General features: G+C 56.1%; 22 protein-coding genes and 2 pseudogenes. 9 read left to right on the forward strand and 15 right to left on the reverse strand.

Annotation, left to right across the window (positions count from 1 at the left end; translation table 11 throughout):
* Nucleotides 1-74 precede the first annotated feature (74 nt).
* Together AC07T0_RS24535 and AC07T0_RS24540 are read left to right on the forward strand one after the other, a co-directional pair.
* Complete coding sequence (locus AC07T0_RS24535; protein WP_495003617.1) at nucleotides 75-860, forward strand: PhzF family phenazine biosynthesis protein; 786 nt, start codon at nucleotides 75-77, stop codon at nucleotides 858-860.
* A 107-nt stretch (nucleotides 861-967) separates the two neighbouring features.
* Entirely contained in the window at nucleotides 968-1,591 is a 624-nt protein-coding gene (locus AC07T0_RS24540) for a glutathione S-transferase family protein (protein ID WP_495003618.1), read from the forward strand.
* A gap of 112 nt (nucleotides 1,592-1,703) precedes the next feature.
* Here the strand turns inward: AC07T0_RS24540 and AC07T0_RS24545 are convergent, their stop codons facing one another.
* The 5 genes from AC07T0_RS24545 to AC07T0_RS24565 form a co-directional block, all read right to left on the reverse strand.
* On the reverse strand, nucleotides 1,704-3,329 hold the full coding sequence (locus AC07T0_RS24545; protein ID WP_495003619.1) for an HAL/PAL/TAL family ammonia-lyase: 1,626 nt from the start codon (nucleotides 3,327-3,329) through the stop codon (nucleotides 1,704-1,706).
* 115 nt (nucleotides 3,330-3,444) lie between these two features.
* Nucleotides 3,445-4,797, reverse strand: a complete 1,353-nt coding sequence (locus AC07T0_RS24550; protein ID WP_495003620.1) for an MFS transporter — start codon at nucleotides 4,795-4,797, stop codon at nucleotides 3,445-3,447.
* A 16-nt stretch (nucleotides 4,798-4,813) separates the two neighbouring features.
* Complete coding sequence (ertB, locus tag AC07T0_RS24555) at nucleotides 4,814-6,463, reverse strand: thiourocanate hydratase (protein ID WP_495003621.1); 1,650 nt, start codon at nucleotides 6,461-6,463, stop codon at nucleotides 4,814-4,816.
* Nucleotides 6,460-7,560: a thiohydantoin desulfurase gene (gene ertC, locus AC07T0_RS24560; RefSeq protein ID WP_495003622.1), complete on the reverse strand. Its 1,101-nt coding sequence runs from the start codon at nucleotides 7,558-7,560 to the stop codon at nucleotides 6,460-6,462. Before ertC ends, ertB begins: the two co-directional genes overlap by 4 nt.
* A 197-nt stretch (nucleotides 7,561-7,757) precedes the next feature.
* Nucleotides 7,758-8,639, reverse strand: a complete 882-nt coding sequence (locus tag AC07T0_RS24565) for a LysR family transcriptional regulator (protein ID WP_495003623.1) — start codon at nucleotides 8,637-8,639, stop codon at nucleotides 7,758-7,760.
* Between the two features lie 181 nt (nucleotides 8,640-8,820).
* Between AC07T0_RS24565 and ertD the strand changes: the two genes are divergently transcribed.
* On the forward strand, nucleotides 8,821-10,203 hold the full coding sequence (gene ertD, locus AC07T0_RS24570; protein ID WP_495003624.1) for a hydantoin-5-propionate amidohydrolase: 1,383 nt from the start codon (nucleotides 8,821-8,823) through the stop codon (nucleotides 10,201-10,203).
* Nucleotides 10,200-11,453, forward strand: a complete 1,254-nt coding sequence (gene ertE, locus AC07T0_RS24575) for an N-carbamyl-l-glutamate amidohydrolase ErtE (RefSeq protein ID WP_495003625.1) — start codon at nucleotides 10,200-10,202, stop codon at nucleotides 11,451-11,453. Before ertD ends, ertE begins: the two co-directional genes overlap by 4 nt.
* Before the next feature lie 74 nt (nucleotides 11,454-11,527).
* Here ertE and AC07T0_RS24580 read toward each other — a convergent pair whose 3' ends face one another.
* Nucleotides 11,528-11,734, reverse strand: coding sequence for a hypothetical protein (locus AC07T0_RS24580; protein ID WP_495003626.1), 207 nt, complete (start codon nucleotides 11,732-11,734; stop codon nucleotides 11,528-11,530).
* A gap of 668 nt (nucleotides 11,735-12,402) precedes the next feature.
* Here AC07T0_RS24580 and AC07T0_RS24585 point away from each other — a divergent pair.
* Complete coding sequence (locus tag AC07T0_RS24585) at nucleotides 12,403-12,702, forward strand: hypothetical protein (protein WP_495003627.1); 300 nt, start codon at nucleotides 12,403-12,405, stop codon at nucleotides 12,700-12,702.
* A 9-nt stretch (nucleotides 12,703-12,711) separates the two neighbouring features.
* A complete protein-coding gene (locus AC07T0_RS24590; protein ID WP_495003680.1) occupies nucleotides 12,712-14,133 on the forward strand; it encodes an undecaprenyl-phosphate glucose phosphotransferase in 1,422 nt (473 codons plus the stop codon).
* Between the two features lie 55 nt (nucleotides 14,134-14,188).
* Here AC07T0_RS24590 and AC07T0_RS24595 read toward each other — a convergent pair.
* Nucleotides 14,189-14,308, reverse strand: a pseudogene (locus AC07T0_RS24595) (transposase domain-containing protein); the annotation flags it as partial.
* 440 nt (nucleotides 14,309-14,748) lie between these two features.
* Between AC07T0_RS24595 and AC07T0_RS24600 the strand changes: the two are divergent.
* From AC07T0_RS24600 to AC07T0_RS24610, 3 genes are all read left to right on the forward strand, one after another.
* Nucleotides 14,749-15,891: a GNAT family N-acetyltransferase gene (locus AC07T0_RS24600; protein ID WP_495003628.1), complete on the forward strand. Its 1,143-nt coding sequence runs from the start codon at nucleotides 14,749-14,751 to the stop codon at nucleotides 15,889-15,891.
* Nucleotides 15,892-15,976: 85 nt separating this feature from the next.
* A complete protein-coding gene (locus AC07T0_RS24605) occupies nucleotides 15,977-17,083 on the forward strand; it encodes a glycosyltransferase 61 family protein (RefSeq protein WP_495003629.1) in 1,107 nt (368 codons plus the stop codon).
* 442 nt (nucleotides 17,084-17,525) lie between these two features.
* Nucleotides 17,526-18,080, forward strand: coding sequence for a hypothetical protein (locus AC07T0_RS24610; RefSeq protein ID WP_495003630.1), 555 nt, complete (start codon nucleotides 17,526-17,528; stop codon nucleotides 18,078-18,080).
* Nucleotides 18,081-18,132: 52 nt separating this feature from the next.
* On the opposite strand, the pseudogene AC07T0_RS24615 reads toward AC07T0_RS24610, so the two are convergent.
* The 8 genes and pseudogenes from AC07T0_RS24615 to AC07T0_RS24650 form a co-directional block, all read right to left on the reverse strand.
* Nucleotides 18,133-18,271 (reverse strand): annotated as a pseudogene (locus AC07T0_RS24615) (transposase); the annotation flags it as partial.
* A gap of 120 nt (nucleotides 18,272-18,391) precedes the next feature.
* On the reverse strand, nucleotides 18,392-19,144 hold the full coding sequence (locus tag AC07T0_RS24620) for a WecB/TagA/CpsF family glycosyltransferase (RefSeq protein ID WP_495003631.1): 753 nt from the start codon (nucleotides 19,142-19,144) through the stop codon (nucleotides 18,392-18,394).
* Complete coding sequence (locus AC07T0_RS24625) at nucleotides 19,144-20,331, reverse strand: glycosyltransferase family 2 protein (RefSeq protein ID WP_495003632.1); 1,188 nt, start codon at nucleotides 20,329-20,331, stop codon at nucleotides 19,144-19,146. Before AC07T0_RS24625 ends, AC07T0_RS24620 begins: the two co-directional genes overlap by 1 nt.
* Nucleotides 20,328-21,530, reverse strand: a complete 1,203-nt coding sequence (locus AC07T0_RS24630; RefSeq protein WP_495003633.1) for a glycosyltransferase family 4 protein — start codon at nucleotides 21,528-21,530, stop codon at nucleotides 20,328-20,330. The genes AC07T0_RS24625 and AC07T0_RS24630 overlap by 4 nt, the downstream gene beginning before the upstream one ends.
* A gap of 292 nt (nucleotides 21,531-21,822) precedes the next feature.
* Entirely contained in the window at nucleotides 21,823-22,758 is a 936-nt protein-coding gene (locus AC07T0_RS24635) for a DUF535 family protein (RefSeq protein WP_495003634.1), read from the reverse strand.
* A 7-nt stretch (nucleotides 22,759-22,765) separates the two neighbouring features.
* Complete coding sequence (locus tag AC07T0_RS24640; RefSeq protein WP_495003681.1) at nucleotides 22,766-23,743, reverse strand: glycosyltransferase family 2 protein; 978 nt, start codon at nucleotides 23,741-23,743, stop codon at nucleotides 22,766-22,768.
* A 49-nt stretch (nucleotides 23,744-23,792) separates the two neighbouring features.
* Nucleotides 23,793-24,317 (reverse strand): serine O-acetyltransferase, encoded by a 525-nt coding sequence (locus tag AC07T0_RS24645; protein ID WP_495003635.1) that lies wholly within the window; start codon nucleotides 24,315-24,317, stop codon nucleotides 23,793-23,795.
* Nucleotides 24,318-24,325: 8 nt separating this feature from the next.
* Nucleotides 24,326-25,282: a glycosyltransferase family 2 protein gene (locus AC07T0_RS24650; RefSeq protein ID WP_495003682.1), complete on the reverse strand. Its 957-nt coding sequence runs from the start codon at nucleotides 25,280-25,282 to the stop codon at nucleotides 24,326-24,328.
* Between the last annotated feature and the right edge of the window lie 60 nt (nucleotides 25,283-25,342).

Genomic DNA, 25,342 nt, shown 5'->3' on the forward strand with positions numbered 1-25,342 from the left:
ATATTAACAAACTCAATAATTGCACATAAATTTCAAGTCCTGAATTAAAAATGGCCTTTCCCAGGATCACCTCCATGCGCACTCCCCTATTCCAGATTGACGCCTTCACCGCTCGCCGATTTGCCGGTAATCCCGCTGCGGTAATGCCTATGGATCACTTCCCGGACGACGCAACGCTGCAGGCCATTGCCGCCGAAAACAACCTGGCCGAAACTGCCTTTCTGGTCGCCGACGGGCGTGACTATCGCCTGCGTTGGTTCACACCCACCACCGAAGTACCGCTTTGCGGCCACGCCACCCTGGCCAGCGCAGCGGTGGTCATGGAGCGCTTGGAACCCGGGCGCCGCAAGGTGGTCTTTCACTCGGCAAGCGGCCCCCTGACGGTGGAGCGAACAGACACGGGATACGTCATGGACTTTCCGGCCCGGCCCTCCGAGCCGGTGCCAGCGCCGCCCGGATTGGCCGAAGCGTTGGGCATTGTTCCTGTCGAGGTTTTCGCCGATGCCTTCAACTACCTGGCATTGCTGGAGAGTGCCCAGCTCGTGCGTGAGCTGGCCCCCGACATCGCGGCGATCGCCCGGATGAACCGAGGTGGAGTGATCGTAACCGCACCTGGGGACGGCACTTACGACTTCGTCAGCCGCTATTTCGCCCCCGCCAAGGGCATCCCGGAAGATCCCGTAACCGGAGGCGCGCACTGCATGCTGACGCCTTATTGGGCCAAACGACTGGGCAAGACCGCGTTTCGCGCCTTCCAGGCCTCGCGGCGCGGTGGCGAGATCATTTGCCGCTTGGTCGGCGATCGCGTCCAACTGGAAGGTACGTGTGTCTTCTACCTGGAGGGCGAAGTGGAGATTTGAGAATCTCTCCACTCGGAGCACCACAACCATGACGCCCGCAACTTTGCACCGAGCCCACGCAATGGCTTCCAGCTGCTCATGGGCGCCAATTTAGAAAGATGACTTCCATGCTTAAGATTTTCGGAAAATCCTCGTCCATCAATGTGCGCAAGGTACTCTGGCTGTGTGCCGAAATGGAATTGAGCTATGAACACGAACAATGGGGCGCGGGCTTCAGGTCCACTGAAGCGCCGGAGTTTCTGGCACTGAATCCCAACGCCATGGTCCCTGTGATCCAGGATGGAACGTCCACTTTGTGGGAGTCCAATACCATCTGCCGGTATCTTGCCAGCCAGCATGGCCGAAGCGATCTTCTGCCGACAGCGCCCAAGGACCGAGCGCGCGTCGAGCAATGGATGGACTGGCAGGCCACGGAGCTGAACAACGCGTGGCGCTATGCCTTTATGGCCCTGGTCCGCCAGAGCCCCGCACATGCCGATCCGCAGGCTCTTACGGCAAGCATTGCCAACTGGAACCGGCACATGCAGATACTCGACACGCAGCTCGCAAAAACCGGCGCCTATGCGACGGGATCGAGCTTCACGCTTGCCGACGTGGTGCTGGGACTGTCCGCGAATCGGTGGTACATGACGCCGATGGAACGTACCGAGCTGCCTGCGGTACAGGCTTACTTTGAACGCCTGAGCCAACGCCCGGGATTCTTGCTGCATGGGCGCAATGGCATGCCGTGATATTTGTTCATCCGCATGCATGCGCCCAACACCCCGCCCTGATCCCACGGGAGAGCGGAAGACTTAAGCGTCGTCCGCCCGCAGCACCCGCAATACCCAGCACGTCATTCATTTAACGAGCGTCGTAGGCCTGCAGCACCGACTCCGCCGCCTGGAAGTCCGGGGTCATGCTGCGATCGGTGTCCATGAAGGCCACCTTCTTGCGCAGTGCCTCGTAGAGTCCCGCCGTTTTGGGAGCAAGGATGAAGCTTTTGCCGCTGTTCTTTCTCAGGTCAATGGCCTGGGCATCGTGCACCAACACCACACTCAACAGTTCATAGCTGTTGTCGATCTGCTGTTGAAGGCGCTCTACCACCATCGGCGCGTTGGTCGCGATATCTTCGATATCCCCCGCCACCGGGAAGTAATCCAGTGACACCGGCATTGCCAGGATCTTGTTCTGCATGGCCAACTGCGCCGCCGGTTTTTCCATGGCGCCGAAGGCATGGACGGTCTTGTCAGTGCCCAGAAAACGGCTCAAGCCAGTGATACTCGGGTTGTTCAGCTTGATGATCTGCTGCACATTGGCCAATGAGTTATGGGCCAGTGCCAGGCTCAACTGCTCAAAGGCCAGCACCCAGGGCAGCGGTTCGAAGTTGGCACTGGGTAGCACCGCGCCTTTGACGCCATTGCTGTCGACATAACCGTAGGCTTCCTGGGCACGTTGGCTCGGCGCGTTGACGTCCAGGGCGATGCCGGGGTTGTCATCGGAGCTGTTGAGTTGAATCGTCAACTGCTCAGTGGCGAGCTGATAACTGCGCTGCAACTCGGCCAACAAATAGACCCCGGAACGGAAGCTGAGCGGATCCTGCAATGGGCGCTGGTCATCGTGTTCCCACAGGCTCGACCCTTGCAGCAAGCCGCGCAGTTGCGCGCCCATTTCCCGGACCTCGGGGTATGGCCTGAGCGCCAGGGTATTCTCCAGAAACGGCGAGACATTACCGTTGAGTCCCTGCAGGCTCAAGGTGAAGGTCAGGGTGTTGATCGGCAACAGATGCCCGAGTTCATTGAGCGCCAGTGCCGCGTCGGCAGCGGAGTAGGCGTTGGAACTCAGAATCGACAGGGCATCCTTGGCATACGGCACGATGGCCTTGGTACCACTGCGTTCCAGTGCCTGCCGGGCCGGGATTTTCTTGTTCTGATAGAACACCTCACCCTCGCCCAACATTGCCAGGCCGACGTGGCTGAGCACGGTGATATCGCCCTCGCCAACTGAACCATGGGCCGGGATATAGGGGGTAATCCCCTTGTTCAGAAATGCCACATACGCATCAATGATCGACGGTGCCACCCCGGCGCTGCCGGTCAGCAAGTTATTGAGTCGGGCCACCATCGCGGCCCGTACCACCCGCGGTGTCAGCGGCTCACCCGTGCCTCCGGAATGGGCATGCAACAGGCCGATGTTGAACTGGCGCGAGGCGTCGATAACGTCCTGGCTCAAGCGCCCGTGGATGTCGACCATCGAGCGATCCTTGTTCAGACCGACGCCAACGGTCAGGCCGTAGATTTTCTGGCCGTGTTGGGCGGCTTCGATCAACACCTGATGGCCCTGCTCGACCCGTTTCAACGCGGCCGGCGCCACGCTTACCGGTTCACCGTCAGCCACTTGGGCGATGATTCGGGGCGTGATGGAATAGCCATCCAGTACAGTGGCCAGGGTGAACGGGCTGAATCCCACACTGACAACAGAAACGAACACTAATGCAAGCCTGTTTAGCATGATGAACCTTTGATGTAATAAAAGGATGGGGGCTGATCTGAAAGCAGGTCAGTGACATGAGATTGCAAGCAGTGCCGCGGGTCGAGCGCAGGGGTTACTCGGGAGGGGCCGGCGTGGGGTTGCGGGCCATGGAGCACAAGGTCAGCAGGGCGACGACGCTGGCGATCATCACGTACCAAGCCGGTGCAAAACGGCTGTCGGTGTTATCTGACAGCCAGGTCAGGATGGCCGGTGCGAAGCCACCGAAGACCGTCACTGCCAAGTTGTAGGACACCGACATGCCACTGGCGCGAACCTCAGTGGGAAACAGGTCCGCCAGGGCCTTGGGCGCAACGCCGACGAAGAGTGAAATCAGAATGCAGAACAGCGTCTGCACCAGAATCAACATCGCCGTGGTGTGGACGTTGTCCAGCAATACCAGCAGCGGATAGCTGCCGGCCAGCAACAACCCCGCACCGCTCGCCAGAATGCGATAAGTCCCGACGCGATCGGACCAGGTGCCCGCGGTAACGCACGCCAGCACCATGGCGCCGTTGCCAATCAGCGCCGCCAGAAACGCTTGATGGCTTTCAAAGTGCATCACCCGCTGCACGTAGATCGGCATATAGATGATCAACGAGTAGACACTGATCGCCCACAACACCGACAAACCGGTGCCTTGAATCAACGCGCGCTGCTGGGTTTTGAACAGTTGCAACAACGGTGCGAGCGGCGTGCTCGGTTGCTGTTCGCGGCGTGCCTGCTCGGCGGCGAACACCGGGGTTTCGTGCAATGTGCGGCGCATCCACAGGCCAATCGGCGCGATGGACAAACCGATGATGAACGGAATGCGCCAGCCCCAATCGCCGACCTGCTCCGCGGTCAACGTGAGCGTCACCGCCGTTGCAACCAACGCCCCGAGCACATTGGAAATGCCCATGCTCGCTTGCAGCCAGGAGGCGTATTGGCCCTTCTTCTGCGGCGGTGCATGCTCGATCAGAAACGCCGCCGCGCCACCCACTTCACCGCCGGCGGAAAAACCTTGCAGCACCCTGCCACACAAGATCAACAACGGCGCACCGATACCGATGGCACTGTACGGCGGGGCGAAGGCGATGATCGCCGTGCCCGCCGCCATGCTCAGGATCGTCAGCATCAGCGCCGCCTTGCGCCCGACGCGATCGCCGTAGGCGCCGATCACCAGCGCGCCGATGGGGCGAATCACAAAGCCGATGCCAAAGGCCAGGAACGCTTCGAACAGCTGTGCTCCGGCGTCATGTTGCTGGAAAAAGTTCTGCGCGATGTACACCGCAAAAAAGGCGTACACCGAGAAGTCGTACCACTCCAGCGCGTTACCGATGGACGCAGCGGCAATCGCCTTGCGTCCGCTGTATTTTACCGGCGTCGCGACATCGCTTGCCGACGTGGCGTGACTCATCACCGGCGCTATCATGTTTTTATTATGCATGCTCGTCGCCTACCGATTAATGGGTTGCCAACTGGATGTAGGGCAAAGACTTTCGCGCGACTTCGTCCAGCGATTCCGGGTAACCGGCATCGGCATAACGCATCACACCGACACTGGTGTCATTGGTAATCACCAGTTGCAAACGCTGTGCCGCCGCCTCGCTGCCATCGGCGATCACCGTGACCCCCGAGCTGGTCATGTAACCGCTATAGCCGCCGCCGCCAGAATGAATCGCGACCAGGTCGGCCATGGAGGCGCAGTTCATCAGGGCGTTGAGCAACGGCCAGTCGGCGATGGCGTCGGAGCCGTCCTTCATGTTCTCGGTCATGATGTTGGGATGCGCCATGGCACCGGCGTCCAGGTGATCGCGGGTGAAGGCGATCGGGCCTTTCAAGCGGCCATCGGCGACCATCCGGTTGACCTCCAGAGCCAACTCGGTGCGCTCGCCGTGACCGAGCCAGGCGATACGCGCCGGCAAGCCTTCAAAGGGCACATATTGGCGGGCAAGATGAATCCAGTTACTGACGATCTTGTTGTCGGCAAAATGCTCCAGCAAGTAGTCGTCGATCAGCCGAATGTCGTCGCTGTCGTTGGATAAGGCGATCCAGCGGAATGGCCCGATGGCCCGGCAAAACAGTGGTCGCAGGTACGCCTCGGTGAAAATCGGAATCTCGAAGGCGCGGGCCACACCCCCCTGGTGGGCGTGGGTACGAATCAGGTTACCGTTGTCGAACACCACGGCCCCCTGATCCTTGAAACCGAGCATGGCTTCGACGTGCTGCACGATAGACAAACGACTGGCGGTCATCAGGCCATTGATATCGTTTTCACGCTGCTGTTTGACCTGCTCCAGGCTGTAACCGGCGGGAATATAGCCATACACCAGGTCGTGGGCGGCGGTCTGGTCGGTAACGATATCGGGGATAATTCCACGAGCCAGAATGGCCGGGTAGACCTCGGCCGCATTGCCCAGCAAGCCGACGGAAATCGCCAGGCGCTGTTGTTGTGCCTCGGCGATCATCGCCAGTGCAGTGTCCAGGTCCGCGGCCTGGTGTTGCAGGAAGCCGATCTTCAGGCGCTTGTCGAGGCTCTTCTGATTGACCTCAACCGTCAGGATCGCCGCGTTGCACAGGGTCCCGGCCAGAGGCTGGGCGCCCCCCATACCGCCCAACCCGGCGGTGAGGATAAAACGGCCGGTCAGATCACCGTCAAAGTGACGCTCGGCGATGCGCGAAAAAATTTCGTAGGTGCCCTGGATCACGCCCTGGGAGCCAATGTACTGCCAGGCCCCGGCGGTCAGTCCCCCCCAGCAGATCAAGTTGTCCTTTTCCCATTGGTAGAAGTTTTCCGCCTGGGCCCACTGGCCGACCATGTTGCAGTTGGCCATGATCACCAGCGGTGCATTGACGTGGGTTTGCAGCACACCGATGGGCTTGCCCGACTGCACCATCAGCGTCTGGTCTTCGCCCATGGTCATCAGCGCCTGGACGATGGCGGCGTGGGACGGCCAGTCACGGGCAGCCCTGCCGAGGGCGGCATAGACCACCAACTCATCCGGGTTTTCGCCCACGGCCAGGACGTTTTCCAACAAGCGCAGCAGCGCTTCCTGGCGCCAGCCGCGGCAGCGTAGCGTCGTGCCGCCGGTTACGGTGAAGGACTTTTTCATGTGCCCGCTCCCAGGTCCAGGTAGCTGAACAATTCGATACCCAGGGTTTTCTCGACCGCGGGGTAAACGGCCGGGTCGATGACCGAGGAAGACAACGGAATCTGCCGGTGATGCAGGTGGAAGATCACCACTTCCATGCCCGGCTTGAGCTGTCCGGCACTGATGGGGTTACCCTGCATGTCGAGGGTGGTGATCACGTCCGGGTAGGTCGCCAGACGCTGGCCCTGATGGTCATCGACGGCCATGTGTTCATTCATCACATGCACCCGGCAACGACCCGGCCCCTCACCGATATCCACCACCCCGACATCAAAGGCTTCGTCGGTGTAGCGCAGCGTATTGGCCATGACTTTGCCGCTGCCAAGGATGTGACCGCCGGTATGGCTGCAAATGGCGTCGATCACCGCGCAGGAGCCCTTGGAACTGGCCGCAATGATGGTTTCGCCCAGTGACAAGGCCTGGCTGATCCCTCCAAGTGCGGCGTGCTGGCGTACATACGCAGCAGGTATCGGATTGCGGCAACTGGCAATGAAACCACCGGACATATCGGAAGCTTTACGCAGAATCGGTGAGACTTTGGCCGTAGCGCCCTTCACCACCAATTCGATGTAGGCGTTGTTCTCGCGGTTGCCACCGACGGCGGCCTGGATCATCGCTTGAGTGCTCGACGCCAACCCCAGAGAGCCCATGTCGCCAGTGGGATGGGCGCGCAAATCGCCGACGGCATCGATGACCTTGGTGCCAAGAATCGCTGCTGGCAGCCAACCATTGAGCGTGCTCGACATCCCGTTCTGACCCACAATCAGCCCGTAGATCGGCGCGCCCAACTCCTCCTGGACCAGTTGCACAGCCTTGACGTAATCGACGCCGAGCATCTGCCAGTCAGTCAGGCCGCCGGGGGCCCCGATGGCGGCGGCAGTGGCGATCCAAGCGTCGTCGGCGACCTCATCCAGGCTGACCAACTCAGGTCGGCCGATGGTGACGGCCAGACGGCCCAACTCCAGACCATGCTCAACCCAACCGCCGCCACCACAGGCGAAGACTGACCCGCCTTTTACTGCGGCCTCTACATCCTTCAGCGTCAACACACGCCCCATGTCTATCTCCCCTTGCGGTCTATCTGAATTATTCGTCGCGCAGATCGCCGAGGACCGTGGGTCCGGGGAACTGCGCTGCTTGAATTCGATACTAGGGGGCGTTGAACTCGGCTGTCGTATTACTTTTTATTGTCTGCGCATAACAGAATGTTAAGGACTTTTCCTATCCCTACAGCAGGCAGGCAAGGCATTTCAGGTCAGCGCGCCTTCAGCGATTCCAGGGTCACGATAAATCTCTGGGCCAGTCGCGACAGCGGCTCGTACATCCCGTGCACGATGCTGATCGGGGTGTTGGCCTTTGGCTCCACGGGCCGGAAAACCACGTTGGTCCAGACCGGCCCCAGTGCGGTGATTTCGTCCAGCAGAGCAATCCCCGCGCCCGCCTGTACCAGTGCGCAGGCGACGTGGATTTGCTGCACTTCCACCGCTGGGCGCAGCACGATGTTGCGGTCGGCCAGCAGTTTTCTCACCAGTCGCCCGATAGGGATGTCGCTGCCATAACCGATAAAGGGTTGCTCGATCAGGTCTTCCAACTGGATCACCGCTTTGGCCGTCAATGGATGGCCGCTGGGTAGCGCCGCCACCAGGCGGTTTTCGTAGAGTTCGCGGGACTGCACATTGGGATGCCCTTCATGCAGAAAAGCGATGCCCAACTCCACCTGCTGGGTGATCACTGCCTGCAAGAGCACATCGGGAATCATGGTGTGCAGGATCACCCGCGCTTCTGGTAGTTCACGGTGAAACTTGGCGATCGCCGCCGGGATCAGGCTCAGCCCCAGGCTCGGGCTGCAGGCAATACGCAGGTGGCCCATGCGGTTCTGGATAAGGTCTTCGGCGACTTCATTGACCCGTTGCACACCCTGGTACACCGAGTTGACTTCAGCGAACAGAATGCGCGCCTCAGGGGTCGGGTACAGACGGCCCTTGATCCGTTCAAACAGGGTCAGACCCAGGCGTTGCTCCGTGTACGAGAGCAAACGCGAGACCGCCGGTTGCGAGACATGCAACAGCTTGGTGGCACCGCTGATGGAGCCCGTCAGCATGATTGCCCGGAACACTTCGATCTGCTTCAGATTCACGTTCGGCCTTCCTTCAAAAGACATAACACAGTGTTATGCACGAGCAATAAACAAGCATAAGACATGATGGAAAAACCCAACTTACACTGGCTCCAACATCGCGACAAGCGATCGAAGAGCGCCTGTCGTTGCCAGCTTTACCGGGGCACGAACGGGTAACTGAACAAGGGGTTTGAGCATCATGGGCGATTACGAAACGCTGGATCTGCTGGTCCTGGGCAACCTGGTCGACTCGGACCGGATCGTCGAAAACGGTTGGCTGGCCATACGCGGCGGCAAGCTGGTAACCCGCGGAACTGGTCTGCCACCCGCGGCTCGGGAGGTCATCGACGCCCGAGGGAAATGGGTGTTGCCGGGGGTCATCGACGGCCAGGTACACTCCGGCAGTCAGGCCCACCAGGAAGGGCTCGGTTGGGCGTCACGGGCCGCGGCGGCCGGCGGCATTACCGTGATGGTCGACATGCCCTACGACGACCCGGAACCCATCGCGTGTCGAGCCTTGCTCGAACGCAAAATTGCCGAAGTGGAACGCGACTGTCATATCGATGTAGCGCTGTTCGGTACCCTCAATACAACCCATGGATTTGAGGCAGCTGCCGGATTGATCGAGGGCGGTGTCTGTGCCTTCAAGTTCTCGACCTTCGAGGCCAGTCCGGGACGCTTTCCACGGGTAGAAGAAGACGATCTGAAGAGCGCTTTCGAGCTGATCGAACCGAGCGGGCTGGCCTGCGCGATCCACAATCAGATGCAGGAACTGACCCGCAAGAATATTCAGGCGTTGCAGATCGCCAACGACACCGGGTGGGACGCCTTTCTGCGCGCGCATACCCCGTTGATCGAGGACCTCGCCACCGCTCAGATCTACGAGCTCGGAGCCCAGACCGGCGCCCGCGCGCACGCCGTGCATGTCTCTACGGCGCGTGGTTTTGAACTGCACCGCATGTATCAACAGTGCGGCCACCCGGTCAGCATCGAGACCTGCGTGCAGTACCTGATGCTCAACCACGAAGAACACACCCGTCGCTTCGGTGCCAGGACCAAACATTACCCGCCGATCCGCCCCAAGGCCGAGTCGGAAAAACTCTGGGCGCATATCGCCGAAGGCAACTGCACCTTTGTCTCATCCGACCATGTGAGCTGGGGACTGGAACGCAAGGCTGACGCCAACGTGTTCAAGAACGCATCCGGCGGCCCGGGGCTGGAGACGCTGTTGCCGGCCTTGTGGACCGGTTGCGAGCAACACGGCCTGTCGCCCATGACGGTCGCGCAACTGCTGTGCCGAAACCCGGCCCGGCACTTTTTGCTGGACGATCGCAAGGGTTCGTTCGAGCCCGGCAAGGATGCCGACTTCGTCATCCTCAACCCGCAAAAGTACCGCTATGACCCGAGTAGCAGCCTGTCCGCCGTCACCTGGAGCGCCTTCGAGGGCATGGAGTTCAACGTGCGCGTAGAGGCCACTTACTGCCGGGGCCTGGCCGTGTACGAGCAGCACAAGATTGTCAATCAAGCCGGCCAGGGACGCTTCCTGCGACCGCGTGCCAACACCACCGAGGGTAGGAAATGAACCTGAATGAGCTGATCAACTCCGAGCGTCTGTGGGCGCGGGTCAACCGCTTGGCCGAGTTCACCCGGGACGACATGCCGTGGACCCGTCGCGCCTTCAGCCCATTGTTCATCGAAGCGCGGCAATGGCTGAGCACACAAATGCAAGAGGCCGGCCTGAGCGTGAGCATCGACGCCGGCGGCAACCTGATCGGACGCCGCGAAGGCAAACAACCCCTGCCGACGCTGGTCACCGGTTCCCATTGCGACACCGTGGTCAGTGGCGGACGCTTCGACGGCATTATCGGCGTGCTGGCAGGCATTGAGATCGCCCAGCGCTTTCAGGAATCAGGCATTGAATTGGAGCATCCGCTGGAGGTCATCGACTTCCTCTCGGAAGAACCCAGCGACTACGGCATTTCCTGCGTCGGCAGTCGCGCGTTCTCCGGCGAACTGGACGCCGGTATGCTGGCAGCGAAAAACCAGTTGGGCGAAACACTGGCCGAAGGTATGCGCCGCATCGGCGCCCGGCCGGAACTGCTGGACCGGCCGCTGCGACGCGCGGGTGAAACGGCGGCGTTTGTCGAGTTGCACATTGAACAGGGACCGGTGCTGGAGCGGGCGCAGTTGCCCATTGGCGTGGTGACGCACATCGTCGGCATCCGCCGGGCGCTGATCACCGTGCTCGGCCAACCCGACCATGCCGGCACAACGCCCATGGACATTCGCCGGGATGCACTGGTGGGAGCGGCGCATGTGATCGATCGGGTGCAGCGTACGGCAGCCGGGCAAAGTGGTAATCCGCATTATGTGGTCGCTACCATTGGCCGCCTGGCGATGACACCGAACGTGCCCAACGCGGTGCCTGGCCGGGTTGAAGTGATGCTGGAAGTACGCAGCGACAGTCAGCAGGTACTGGATACCTTCCCCGAGGACATCATGAGCCAGTGCGCAGAGCGCTTGACCGAGCTGCGACTGGAAGCGACGTTGGAACACGTCAGCCGCGCCCGACCTACACACTGTTCGGAAACCGTGATGCGAGCCATTACCCAGGCCGCGGATGGCCTGGACCTGGCCAATCGGCGCCTGCCGAGCGGCGCCGGGCACGACGCGGTGTATGTCGCGCCGACCGGGCCGGTAGGGATGGTGTTTATTCCTTGCCTGAATGGCCGCAGCCATTGCCCGGAAGAATCCATTGACGAGGGGCAATTGGCCCGGGGCGCGGCGGTGCTGGCGCAGAGCTTGATCAATCTGGACAAGGAACTGGCCTGAGCTCAGGCGAACACGGCCAGGTGCGTCTGCCCGCAAGGACAGGCGCCCTCCTCAGTGCCCTGGGTCAAGCGCAGTCAGAGCACGTAGCTGGCGGCTTGTCCGAGCTGATTGTCCTGCGTTCCAGAGATCAGGTGCAGTGGAATGTGCTGTTGAGCATCACTGGATGGAATGTCGAAGCCACACACAATCTGCAGGTGTAGCTCACTCAGTCCGGTCGACTCTTCTTCTTTTGCCTTGGCCATTCTCGCGTGGTTCGCTGCGATTTCATTGAGAGTTGACACGGTACATCTCCCGGTGACTGACCAAGCGTATCGCTGGAGTCCTGAAGCGTTGATTTGATTGCCGCCGCGTCAGAATTACGTCGTTCCGGGGCCGCTACGACCGGCCTTTGCAAACCGCAAGCCAAGCATCCTCGTGTATTCCGCGCCAGGTTTTAATAGGCGACGAATGGTGTCGCGGCGCTCCCCATGAGCGGCGTAAGGTGCCTGTGTCACTCGCTCCTGATTCGGTATGGCGAGTTAGTGACGGGCCATTTTTTGACACTCGCAGCAAGCACTTAAAGCGCAAGAAATGCCTTCTAACGTGCAAAAGCGTCAAAAAACAGATGACCCAAAAATGACACACCCACATTTTGTCAACCCCCGCAATTCAAATTTTATGACCGTTTATCGCTTTCTTTACAGCGTCTGCAATGCCTCAACCACAGGCAGAGCCGCTGTCTGACGGCACTTGATGGCAGATCGCCTAACTCCCGACCATTTTTCAACATGAGGAACACGTCAGTTTGCTGACATGCTTTGTCCACACTGGGCTATACCGTGGAAAGAAGGATGTGGAGAGCCTGCGAAGCGCCTACTGCTGCAGATAAGCGCTTACAAGATTTTATGAGATTGGCTGTGCCACGGCTGGCGGCTCATATTCCGCATTGACCTCCAAGGGGGTGAATTCGATGAAGATGTATTTGAGCAACGTTGACAAAGACGCCTGGGTCGCGCGCCTTGCAGTCTGCTCTGTTGGCTTGGCGCCCTGCTCCTCGCCGGCTGAGAAGGCCAAGAAGGGTCTGGCGCTGAGGGTTCAGGGCGACTGGCTCAAGGCGCTGGCACTAGGAGAGCTGTCAATGTGGTGCGCATCATCGAAGCTGCGGTGCACCGCGGATGGATCATTCAACGCTGATAAGTTAATTAATAATTATATTTTCATTGCCTTTTATTGCTCGACAGATAAGCGTTTTGGACGCTCAATTCAATGAGGTCTAATGATGATATTCGAACCCAGCAGTAGCCGCTCCATACTCCAGCGAAGAAGCAGCACCAGTAACGCTATTCAGGCCGGTCTCGATTTTGTTGCTGTGATCGGTATCGCATGGTATTTGATCGATTATCATATCGGCGTTATAACGCAGGCGTATGTCATCATGCTCCTGTTGCTGCTTGGGGCGTTGGCCGTCGTGTACGACCATTATGCTATTTACCGAAGCAATGTGGGATTTACCGTCAAAGCATTTAAGCTTTTAAAGGCGTGGCTTGCCGCTTTTGGTTTTCTCGTTGTCATGGCCTTTCTGACCAAACAAAGTGAACAGTACTCGCGCTTATTGGTTGCGCAGTTATTTATTGTTGGATATTTCGCCCAGTTGCTTTTGCACCTGGCGACACTCGAAGTGCAGAAGAAACTCTTGACCCACCCGAATCAATTGGAAGCTGCTCTTATTATTGGCTCGGGGGAGCTGGCTAACTTCCTTCACCAGAAAATAAGCAATAATCCCTGGCTGGGTGAACGGGTGGTCGGTTGTGTGTTGATTGAGGCGGGCGATGATCGGAGGAAGGAGGGCTCAGAAAGCACGCAACGTTTGTCGATACTGGGTAATATCTCCGACCTTGATAAGTTAATCGTGCGACACTCCATTCATACCGTATATTTCGTTACACCTCTGGATGGCTCGGAGATCATTAAGGATGTTTACTTAAAGCTGCTTGATAAGCACATTGCTATTAATTGGGTGCCTGACATTTTCTCACTGCGCTTGATCAATCACAGCGTTCGTGAAATTGCCGGTATTCCCGTGCTGACTTTGTCTGAAACTCCGCTGATGGGGATGCGTCTGTTTCTGAAGAATGTTGAGGACAAAGTCTTGGCTTTTCTCATCTTGCTTCTGGCGACTCCGTTGCTGGTGGCTATCGCGATTGCCATCAAGGTCGATAGCCCTGGACCGGTGTTCTTTCGACAGGAGCGCATGGGCTGGAGTGGAGTTTTTCGTATCTGGAAGTTCAGAAGCATGATCATCCATCAGCTGGAAGACGGCATCGTCAAGCAGGCAGAAAAGAATGATCCGCGCATGACCAGGGTTGGAGCCTTTATTCGGCGAACCAGCCTGGATGAGCTACCACAGTTGTTCAACGTTTTGATGGGGGAAATGTCCCTGGTGGGGCCTCGCCCGCATGCTATTCAGCATGATGCGCAGTACTCGCCTGGCATCGCAGATTATTTTGCACGTCACAATATCAAGCCAGGCATCACAGGCCTGGCTCAGGTGCGTGGCTTTCGCGGTGAAACAAGAGATATAGAGCAGATGATTCAGCGTGTTGAGTCTGACATTGAGTACATCAACAACTGGTCGCTCTGGCTCGATTTCGTCATTCTTCTGCGAACGCTGTTTGCCTTCACCGGCAAGCGAGCCTATTAGCCAGTCTTGTAAGCAACCCATAAACCACACATGGCAAAAAAACCGATGCGGGCATTTAGTACGAGATCGTTGGGGAACAGCTCCACGGCAGCAAGGCTTCGAAGTCTTCTACCGAAGTAGCTTGTGGCAGGCATTCAAGTACGTGGCGCCGCCACGTATAAAGCTCTTGGCCGTTGGCTGTCGAATACCGCCACCTTGATATACAGTTCGACCAAGGCTGCGAGGCCGTCAATGGATTTCTGGAAGGCTACGGGCTTGGGGGTAGAGACAGACTTTTTCGACTTTAGCGTCGAGACGCATCATGACGGGCTGGCGCCAGAGAGAGAGGGGAGCACAGCATCGGGGATCAATTGCCGGTTTTGAATGTGGGGCTCATGGCGCGGTTACGATCGAGAGGAGCTTCAGTGGGCCAAGAACTGAAGCAGTTGGCTATTTTTGCAGCGGCTCCCTTGCAAAACGTCTACCTCGCATCTTTAATACTTCTAGAGGCGAGGATATTACTGAGTATTTCCCCGCTGAATGAGCCTTCCACATCAAAATTGGAAGTATTGCTTGAATTTACCAATTGATATTTTTCTGGCTTAACCAAAAGGCAAGTTAAAAAGAGTGCCGGAAATGAAAGCGTATTTAGCGGTACCGATCCGAAAACTCATATCTCCCTCAATACGATTTGAGCTAAGAAAAACTGCGGCCTGGCTGCGAGACATACTTGGGCGAGCCTGTTTCTGGCGCTGGGAAATTGTCAGATTCAAGCTGCGGAAAGACAGTCCTTACGACATCCTCTATGTGGGAAGGAGAGCACAGCGGGAGATGGCCAAGGTTCTCATGGGGGTGGAGTCTCCTGTGGCCGACAGCACATCGGAATCGGATAAATCGAACCGTACGGTTCTGGTCAGTGAAATGCCAACCTTGGGCGCGTTGTATGTGCCTCACTTTCTGAGTGCTATCGTGCCGCTGGGTCGCTCCATTGACGATATCACGGCGGGCTACGATAGTAAGTTACGTCGAAATATACGCAAGAACCAGTCGCGCTACCGAATGAAGCAGGCGCTGACGGATGACGAAATTGAAAGAGCCGACAGGGAAATGCTTCAACCCTATGCCATCGCAAGGCATGGCACTGCCGCCTCGCAAATTGCCACACATGAAGTTATAAGGATAGCAAAGACTGTTGGCCGGCTTGATCTAATACTGTTGGAAGACGACATTGTTGCATGCCAACTTGCGTGCGTAATTACTCGGTCCGGAAAACGCTACTGGAGCATGATACGTGCTGGCTATCCCGAGGCGGTTTTTTCAGATACCAAAAGGCTGAATGAAGTCAACTCGATCACTACATTTATGGAGCTTGAGTGGGCAATAAACAATGGCTTTGACTATTATGACATCGGTACTTGCCTGGCCCGCCCAGACGACGGACTTCTCGAATGGAAAAGAAGACGTGGCGGTGATGTTGATACGCTGGGTAACCACGCTTATATGTTTGTCCGACTACCCAAGGTGGGTGCCGCGCAACTCCTTTGGAATACACCGTTATTTGCTGTCGAGGGAAAAAAACTGACACTTCATCTTGGCTTGCCGGACGGGCAAACCGATGAGGAAGTGGTGACTCGCTATATTAACATGGGGTTTGGCGGGCTATACAAAATTTATCTCTACTGTGCCAAGAACCCAAGCGAACTTCTTCTCGACAGGTTACGTAGTCGTTATGCTCATTTGAAGTCCCCGCCCATTGTGGAGAGGATTATATCTACCTGAGCAGCTTTCTGATGTTAAAAAATGCAGTTTAGGCGCTTGCGCCGTTAACTGTTTTTTTGTAGAGGCGAATGAGAGTGAACATGATATGTCGGAATTACGGGTGTTAACGAGCAGCAACCGGACAAAATGGAGCCTTGCTGCATACCAGCATATTGTAAGAGCGCGGGTTATGCGAAAACCGGCGGAAACCCCGCAAAGTGCAGCGGTGAAAACCTGGAATATTGCGCCTGGCGAAACATCAATTTCTCCGCCGGCTTTTTTCCTGCCCAATCAACTCGAACGGGTGACAGGGTGGGAGGAAGAACGCTTTTTTCCTTACGAACACCCCCGTCGTACAATGGAAGGAATAGGCAGCGTTGATCATGGTCCAACACGGGGCCACCTGCTTAAAGATGTCTGGCTGATAGATGGGACACTCTACAAGGGCAACGCAAAATCCTGCTTATCTCCTAGATCTGGTTGGCTTCCAAAAATCTCCGTGGAAACCGAGATGGAGCGCGGGGCGATTTACTGTACAGCAGGTGGAAACAAATGGTTTGGCTCCTGGCTGATGGAAGACTGTGCAACTTACCCATTAGCATGCGACGAAGGCGTTCCGGTGACGACCGCGCCATCCACCAGGTTTCCTCTATTTCCCCAGGTTCCCGAATATGAGGACTGGCTTGGCATAACACCGGTTCGTTTACGCAATGCGTTTTTTCGTGAGCTCGTGATATTCGATGATCTAAGTCAAAATCGAAACAGGCATTTACGCTTTCGCGCGATGGGTGAAAAATTACTGTCACACGTAAGGTACAGCTCTCACCCCGGAGTTTTCATTCTGCGAGGCGGCAGCGGTGAATCGCGACTGTTACACAATGAAATGGAACTCGCTGAACGTCTGCATAACCGCAGAGGTTTTCGCATTCTCGACCCTTCGAAAACCGATGTTCCGAGCATCGTAGCGACCTGCGCTGGAGCAAAAACCGTGGTGGGGATCGAGGGGAGTCATCTCGTACATGGTGTTAATGTACTTCAGCCGGGGGGCTCACTGCTGGCTCTGCAGCCCCCGAATCGTTTCATCTGTTATTACAAGTATCTAACGGATCGCGATCATCAGAATTTTGGCTTTGTGGTGGGAACGCCAGAGGGCAATGGCTTTACAATCGACCCCGATGAGGTTGAGCGCACTCTAGACCTATTCCCTTCATGAAGACTTGATCTGAACCACGCTCCTCGTGTCAAGGTCGAGCCCCCCATTCCGAGTGATCAAACGCCAATTGGGATATCGGCAACGCGCCTTGGGTCAAATTTCAATTTGAGTGCTGCGCTGAAGCCCTCCACCGCAGAGGTCGCCGTCGCGTCGTGCATCTTCACAGCATCAGGTAGCGCGTGCTGCATTTGGTCTTTGAGACCGCCCTGTTGCGGGCGATGCTCAAGCCTGAAGCTATTTCATGCGGATAGAGTCCGCTTGATTGATGCCTGACCTATTTTTTGCGACGTTATTTTGACGCAATTACACGCGCCTTCTATTTATATTTATCGTAATGACGCACTATTGACGCGGTTGCGATGTGCCTACTATGCTCAATTTAACTTGATAAGGAATCCTTCGTCCGACAAAAGCATACTCCTCTGCTCAGGGAGGCGATGTTATGCACCTGACACTTTTTATTAAATCCGCTTTTTTATTAATGTTCCTGAATGGTGCGACTGTTTCTAGTGCTCAGGCGGCCAGTTTGGTCTATAAATCTAGTTGCATGAGCAACGCTGGCGATAATTTAGGGCCTCAACTAGGCATGCTGATCAAAGAGCGCCCGGGTGGTGCGCTGTTTATTCTTAGAAACAGCATTGACGTGCCTTTGTCTCTTCCAGGTGGCAACACCATTGGCTTTCACACCGACTTCTCCGGTGATTCTGACACGCAGAGCATTGCTACCAAGGGTGTGTTTAACAATGGGGTCAACGCTCTCGGCGAGTGGGTCAGCTTCCTTGGGCCGTGCGCCAACGCATCTTCATTTAACAGTTTAATGGCGGCGCTTGCCAATGGCCAGTTCGGGGTTGGTCGGCATGTCCAGGGTAGAGGTCCGGCTGGGACAGCCAATTCTTATATCAATCGACGGAGTGCGGTATCGCTTCCTGCGGCAGCATGGTTATTTTTTTCCGCGTTGTTTGGATTTATCGTGTTTGCCAATCGACGTAAGGTGTAGGTAGTGCTTTCGTACAATGCCTCCCCATGGTCGGATCGCTGTAACCGAATCAGTTCTGCAACAGATGCACGCGCAGCATCGCCATCAACGGAGAGGCCGGACGAGCCGCCTTCACCCTTCGGGCAATGTAGCTCGATCAAAGTGATCAACCCCTTCCATCGCACCACCTGATCCATCTCGATCAGGAACAATTCCTTACGCGGTTACTTGCGCTTGCCGGCGTACTCGGCGTCGGCGAAGGTCATTCATCTGCTTCATGGGAAACTCGTGCAACGGGATCGGCGTATTTCACCAGAAACGGTAAGTCTTTTTCAGGGTTTCCTTAATGTAGGCGCCTCTCTGCAGATCAGCGTACGCAACAAGAACATCGGATTACCAACCACATAGCGACTGAATAACCGCTTTGGCTCAATCATCAGCCTGAATACCCACTCACAACCGAGACGACGCACCCATTGCGGAGCCCGAACAACTTTGCCACCGAGAAAATCCAGGATCGCCCCGCCGCACACTATCAGGCATGGCACGCCGCTCACAGCTAGCCTGGCAGCAACGGCTTCTTGCCTGGGCATGCCCATGCCCAGCACAACCAATTCTGGCTGCAGTTGCTGGGCAAGGTTGATGTAGGCATCCACCTCAGCAAAACCATGGTGAGCAGAAACTACATTGACCGCAAAGACCGCTTCGCTACGCTGCACCGCATTCGCTAGAAAGGGCTCTGCAGTGCCCCAAAAAGCCACGCGCCGGCCCTTGAACGCGGCCAGTAATTTGGGGATAAAATCCGTGCCATTCATATTTAGCCCCGGCACTAAGCCGAGTCGGCGAAACAGGATAGCCATGCCGGAGCCATCCCGTAATAACACGTCAGCAGCGGACAGCGCGTTATAGTAATCGGTGTTGCCCGCCACCAAGTTCATGGCGAAGGCATTGACGAATCCAAGTACTGTCGCCGCGTCAGGCTTGGATAAAGTATCAATCAATCCTTGCTCATCAACGAGATCATTGACCACCCTGAGTTTCTGGATAATCGTTTGCCAGTTGTGCTTCCAAGCAAAAGCGCGCATTAATTGTCATCTCGCTTCGAACGCACCCACTCAACTTGGCGCTTAAACAAAAAGCCTAGATACAGGGGGATTTTTTTCATCGCGTAGAACGGCGCGTACAACAAGGCTGGAAAAGATATAATCTCGCGACCAAATTGGCTCCATGCCAGCAAGATAGTCACATTCAATATTGCCACCCCGGCAGAAGCGATTAATGCTGGAGCCAAAGCTCCCCACAGCAGAAACACCAACCATGACAGACTAAAAACAGCCCCCAACGCTAACGTCAATAAGGCCAACGGAGGAACCAATAAATCCAGCGTCATCGCCAGGAGGTTCCAGTTACGCCGGCTGATCGACTCTACAAACAACTTTGGCGCATCACCAAGGATGACCCCGAGATGACCATGCTCCCAGCGCGTACGCTGGGTACTTAAACCTTCATCACTGCGCGGAAAATAACTGGTCACTAGGGCATCGGGGCAAAACAGAGGCGGCTTGCCGTTGCGGCAGAAATCGAAGCCCATCTTCAAATCTTCGACGATGTGGCCACTGGCTAAATCGATCAAAGCCAGATCCCTCCAGACGAAAGCCATTCCCGTACCCATTAACTGACAGGGCAAACCAAGCCAAGCCCAACCTTGCGGCCGCACCAGATTCTTCACACGCCAGGCAAACTCGGCAAACCGCACTTTTAGCCCGGAACCTGCTGGAGCACGCATTAAATTAAGTGCCTGCGTTGGCCGCCCTGAGTCGATACAACACATTGCCAAACGCTCGATAGAGCCCTCACCCACCTGGCAATCGGCATCGACAATGATCATGACGTCCGGCGCCACGCTCGCTAAATGACGCATCCCAAAGTCCAGCGCATAACCCTTGCCACACTGCTGATCATTGCTGCGTTCCACCACCTCGGCTCCCGCCGTGCGGGCCAGCGCGGCCGTGTCGTCAGAACAGTTGTCCGCCACCACCAATAAGCGATCGCCCTCTAGCAACTGCGGCCGAATGGTATTTAACGTCGCGACGATCATCGAGGATTCGTTGTGTGCCGGTACCAACACCGCCACCCGCAGCCGCGATCTTGGCGCCGACGAGCGCAACCGCACAGGCAGGCAGGCCAGCAGCACCTGCAAAAACAGCACCAACACCGGCAGGACTATGAGCATCAGCAGTGTGCTGAACAGCCAATCAAGTAAGGTGATCATGCTTGCGCCCTAAACAAATTAGCCAACTTGGTCACTTCGGTATCGATATCGTGTCGCTCCAGCACTCGCTGATAAGCCGCTTCGCCCATCCGCTGCAACACCTCGACGGGTTGCGCGAGGCAGTCCGCCAGCACCGCTGCCAACTCATCCACAGCTCCCGCGGGAAACAACCAACCGTTCTCACCCTGACGCACTAACTCGGGAATGCCCGCCACATAGGTCGTCAGTACTGGCCGGCGCAAGGCCATGGCCTCCATAATGACCACCGGCAAGCCCTCGGCGAAGCTCGGCAACACCAAGGCCCGCGCCGCAAGAATTTCCGCCCGCACTTGCTCACTGCTAATCCAGCCAGTGATTCGCACTTGCGCTTGCAAGCCATGCCGTGCAATCAGGGCTTCGATTTCCGGACGTATTTCCCCATCGCCGGCCAGTACTATCTCGAACACCACGGCTTGCGCTGCCAGGATACGGGCGGCCTCAAGCAACAACAGTTGGCCCTTCTGCTCACACAAGCGACCCACGCAGACCAACCGCGGTACGGATGGCACGGCAACTGCGGGTACATCGTGAAACGCCCGCTCCAGACCACAATGCACCACCTTTACCCTTGCCCAGTGCGCATGAGCTACCCAGCGAAACAGCTGGCTGCGCCCATAAGAGCTGATAGCCGCGACAAAAGCCGCGCGCCGGACTTTCTCACCCAAATGAATAAACTGCGGTTTGTCGAACTCTTCCGGGCCGTGCACCGTAAAACTGTACGCTGGCCCGCCGAGTGCATTGGCCAGCATCACCACCTCGGTTGAGTTAGTGCCGAAATGCGCATGCACATGCTCGGCGCCGAACGCCTGCAACCAAAACAGCAGGCGGCACGCCTCGGACAAATAGACCAAATGGTACGGCCAGGGCCGATCGGCATGCCGGCCCATACGTAGCGCCAGCCACAACGCCGAAAAAAAGCGTTGCGGCTGGGCGCGCAGTACTTGCAGCACAGGCACTAACAGCGCTTTGACTCCGCCCTGCAGCACATAGATAGTTTTACTGCGCTCGGACACGTCCTCGGCATCCACCAACTCGGCATCCCAACCACGCAGAGCAACGCGCTGCACCACAAAGCCCTGGCGCTCTAACGCCAAAATCTCACGACGAATGAAGCTATGGCTGACCTTGGGGTATTGATTGATCAAATAAGCGATACGCATAGGAACCAGCTTAGATGTCGTTGCAGTGAATTATTACTACAGGTACTTTTACAGTAGTACAATTATCAAGAACGTCAACAAGCACCACGGCGTTTGTTCCGATCCTTGCCTGTTCTCCGAGCAATACCCCACTTGGACGAGGCCGTTTTATATCACTTGAATTTTTTGTATTTTTATTTATGTCGATCGACGTCACTGTCAACAAAACCAACCACCTTACAGGTGCATCTCTTCGGAGAGTCCAATAAAAAATCCTGTACGGGATGTATATGCCCTACAGTCAAATATCGACCTAATGAGCGCTTTCGTTAGTTCCACAGCTGCCTATTAACACACCATCTATCCTTGTAAAAATATCATCTAAAAGCTCATAACGCCTGCGGTACATGGCACGTTTTTTTGAAGGAATACAATCAAGCGATTTTTTGGACAGCACCATGGGAATTTCAAAAAAATCTTCACGCTCGGACGGAATCGCTCCATGTTCCAACCATATGACATCATAATTAGCCGCCAGGTCTTGAGCTTTTTCAGCGCCAAAATACGGATGACGATGATGACGATATCCATCCCCTATCGCATAAATCTTTTCAACACCAACACTTCTTGCAAGATGCTTAATGGCTTCGATCAGAAGACTTCTTGGGCGAAGGCCTTCAAAATCTTTTGTCAGTGTTCTATAAATCTCCAAAGACCTATCACTCTCTACGCCTTTGTGTATCCCTTGAACGGCACCGATAAAAATACATAACTCAACTTCCGTGCGACACAAGGTGAACGCTATTGATGCAATACGCAAATCACCCTGAAACAAATTCAGCACCAACTCCCCTTCACGCATAAACCATACCGGACGATCTAGAACCAAGGAACAACCAACAGAGCACTCCGACAAGTCACTCAACATCAAGCGGTCATTTCGCCCCAGAAGTAATAGCTGCGGACAGTTTTTTGTGACAACTTCGTAATGCGAGGCCAACACACTAAGTCTATCCTGAGATCTCCAGCATCTACTGATGTACGGCCAATGAACAACACCCACACAATCACCGCCCAACCGCTCAAAACTGGTCTTGCCCAGGGCATTCGACATGCGCCACAAAAACAACTTTAGCTCAGACCAGTTTTTTCCAACTAAAATCAGTAATTTAAGCTTGTTTTTCAATGCCCTGAAGGAATACCCTGCATGTAAAGAAAATACGCTTTTTAGTATCAGCCAATCATTCATAGCCGTCTCACTTGTATTCGATCAACGCCGTCTTGCCGGCGCCAAATCTGTGCAACAGAAACTTGACTTGCCCGAGCATCTCGGGAAATTTGCTCAGCACCAGAAAGAAGGCCTGCAGCCAGTTTTCGCGCACTGATCTATCGCCCCGGCGCGCCAAGCGCACCACCTGCAGTGGATAGACCAGCAGCAGAAGCAGCCCAAACCATCCCAGCATCAAACTCGCGATCATAGTCGCCAGCGGAACACCCAAGCCCCAGAGCCAGGCCCGGCGCGACTCACGCTGCCAATGTTGCTCCGGTGCGGCCCCATGCAGAAATGCGCCCTCGGCAAAGGCGTAGCCACCACGCAGGGTACGCCGCCACCATTGGCCGAAGCGGGTCATGGCCGCATCGTGCAAGGTCATTTCGTCAGCCAGGCGCCAGACCTTCCATCCATTCGCACGCAGACGCACGCACAACTCAGGCTCTTCCCCGGCAATAAGATCCGCTCGAAAACCAGACACCGCAGCGAAGGCGTCAGCCCGTATCAGCGCATCGCCACCACAAGCCTTGGCCTCACCGATCGGGGTATCCCATTCAAGATCACACAATAAGTTGTAAATCGAACGCTGTGGAAAACGTTCACGGCGCCTTCCACAGGCCACCGCAACCTCAGGCTGAGCATCAAGAAAGGCCTGCGCCCGGGGCAACCAGCCACCGACAACCTCGCAATCACCATCGACAAACTGCACATAACGCATCGCCGGCAATAAACGTTGCACGCAGGCAAATCCTTCATTGCGCGCGCGCGCAGCCGTAAAGGGAATCGACATCTCCAACTCAACCACTTCGACCCCGAGCCGTCGTGCCATCTGGACTGAACCATCCGTTGATCCAGAGTCGACATAAATAACCTTCTGCGCCGCACCGCCCAGCGAAGCCAGGCAACGCTCAAGCCGTAGGCCTTCATTGCGACCGATAACAACGACACCAATACCAGTAGCCATTGAGTTCACTCAACGATGTAAAACTGCTCGATATCGTCCACCCGATGGTTCATAAGCATTCCCCTGCTTCTGCGCGCGGCCTTTTCTTGATAGTCGCAGGCACGCCCACTGCCACCGAGTCGTCCGGTACATCTGTCAGCACCACGGCATTGGCACCAATCACGACGTTGTTACCAATGCGGATATTGCCCAGCACCTTGGCCCCGGCACCGATATCAACATTGTTACCCATCACCGGGGCAATCGGCTCATCCACATTCTTGAGCCCCACGACCACGCCATTGCGGATGCGGCAATCATCGCCGAACTGAGCATAACCACTGATCACAATTCCGCCGAAATGATCGATGACGAAATTGCGACCGATCACCACCTCACACGGAAGCTCGATACCCGTCACGATCTGCACCAATTTGAAGAGCACTTTGTATATAAAGGAGAGCCCCTTACGCAACAATGCTGGGCGCACACCGTAGCGCCAGCGCCCAAAGCGATAAACCAACATCACCCAGAACCCCTGAGCCGCCCAATCGCCAGCGTGTGCACGCAAATCCGCACGTATATTTTCGAACATAAGTTGACCTATCGTGTTGGTTGGCTAGCAAGTTGGGTATCGCGCAGCAACGCCCAAGTATCACGAGCATGCTGCCAACACGCCCCTATGGCGGCCCGGCCGCGACCTTTCAATAGAGCCTTGAGCGCCAGAATCAGATCACCCAGGCTCACCAGTAACATATGTGAGGCCAAACCCAGTAGACCGTGGTGCTTGCGAAAGTACAAAAGCTCGCTTTCGATTTGTAACCTGGGTATCTGTCGACTGACCACATTGAGTTCGACAACCGATTTGGCACTTTCACCGCCGATATGCTTCACGGTGGTATGCGGGTAATAAACCACCTTCCAACCGGCCTGTTTAACGCGTTTGCAGTGATCGATCTCCTCGTAGTAAAGAAAGTAGCGCGGGTCGAACAAGCCAACCTGATCGATGACTTCACGGCGGATCAAGTAATAGCAGCCGGGCACCCAGTCGCATTCACGGACCGAGGCATGATCCCAGCCCATGTCGTCGACCCTCTTCACCACAGGGAAAAAGCGTTCAAGCCCTGTACGCGAGAGGAAGACATTCAACGGCGTCGGAAAATAGCGACAGGAGGGCTGCAAATCACCCTCTTGCCCAACCAAGCGAACGCCAAGGACTCCGCAATCAGGGTGAGCCTCCATGTAACCGAGGGTCTTGCTCAGGGTATCAGCAGCAACAAAGGCATCGGTATTGAGGAGCAACGCGTACTTGCCCTGCAGGTGCTCTACCAACTGATTGTTGGCACGACCAAAGCCCACATTATTTTCATTGGCCAGCAGAAATGCCTCTGGACAAATAGTTGCCAGGCACTCCAGTGAATTATCGGCAGAGGCGTTGTCCACCACTAAATAGCGCGTTCGATCAGCACTGTTTGACTCGCGCAACGCATTAAACATGGGTTGCAGCAGAGTCGCTGTATTGTAGTTAACTACTAACACATCAAGAGGAGCACCAATCATTAGATCGCCCCCCCAAAAGAGTGCTGAATTTTCATCGCCGGATGACAAAACCATTTATAA

Source organism: Pseudomonas sp. GW821-FHT04D07, assembly GCF_059420225.1.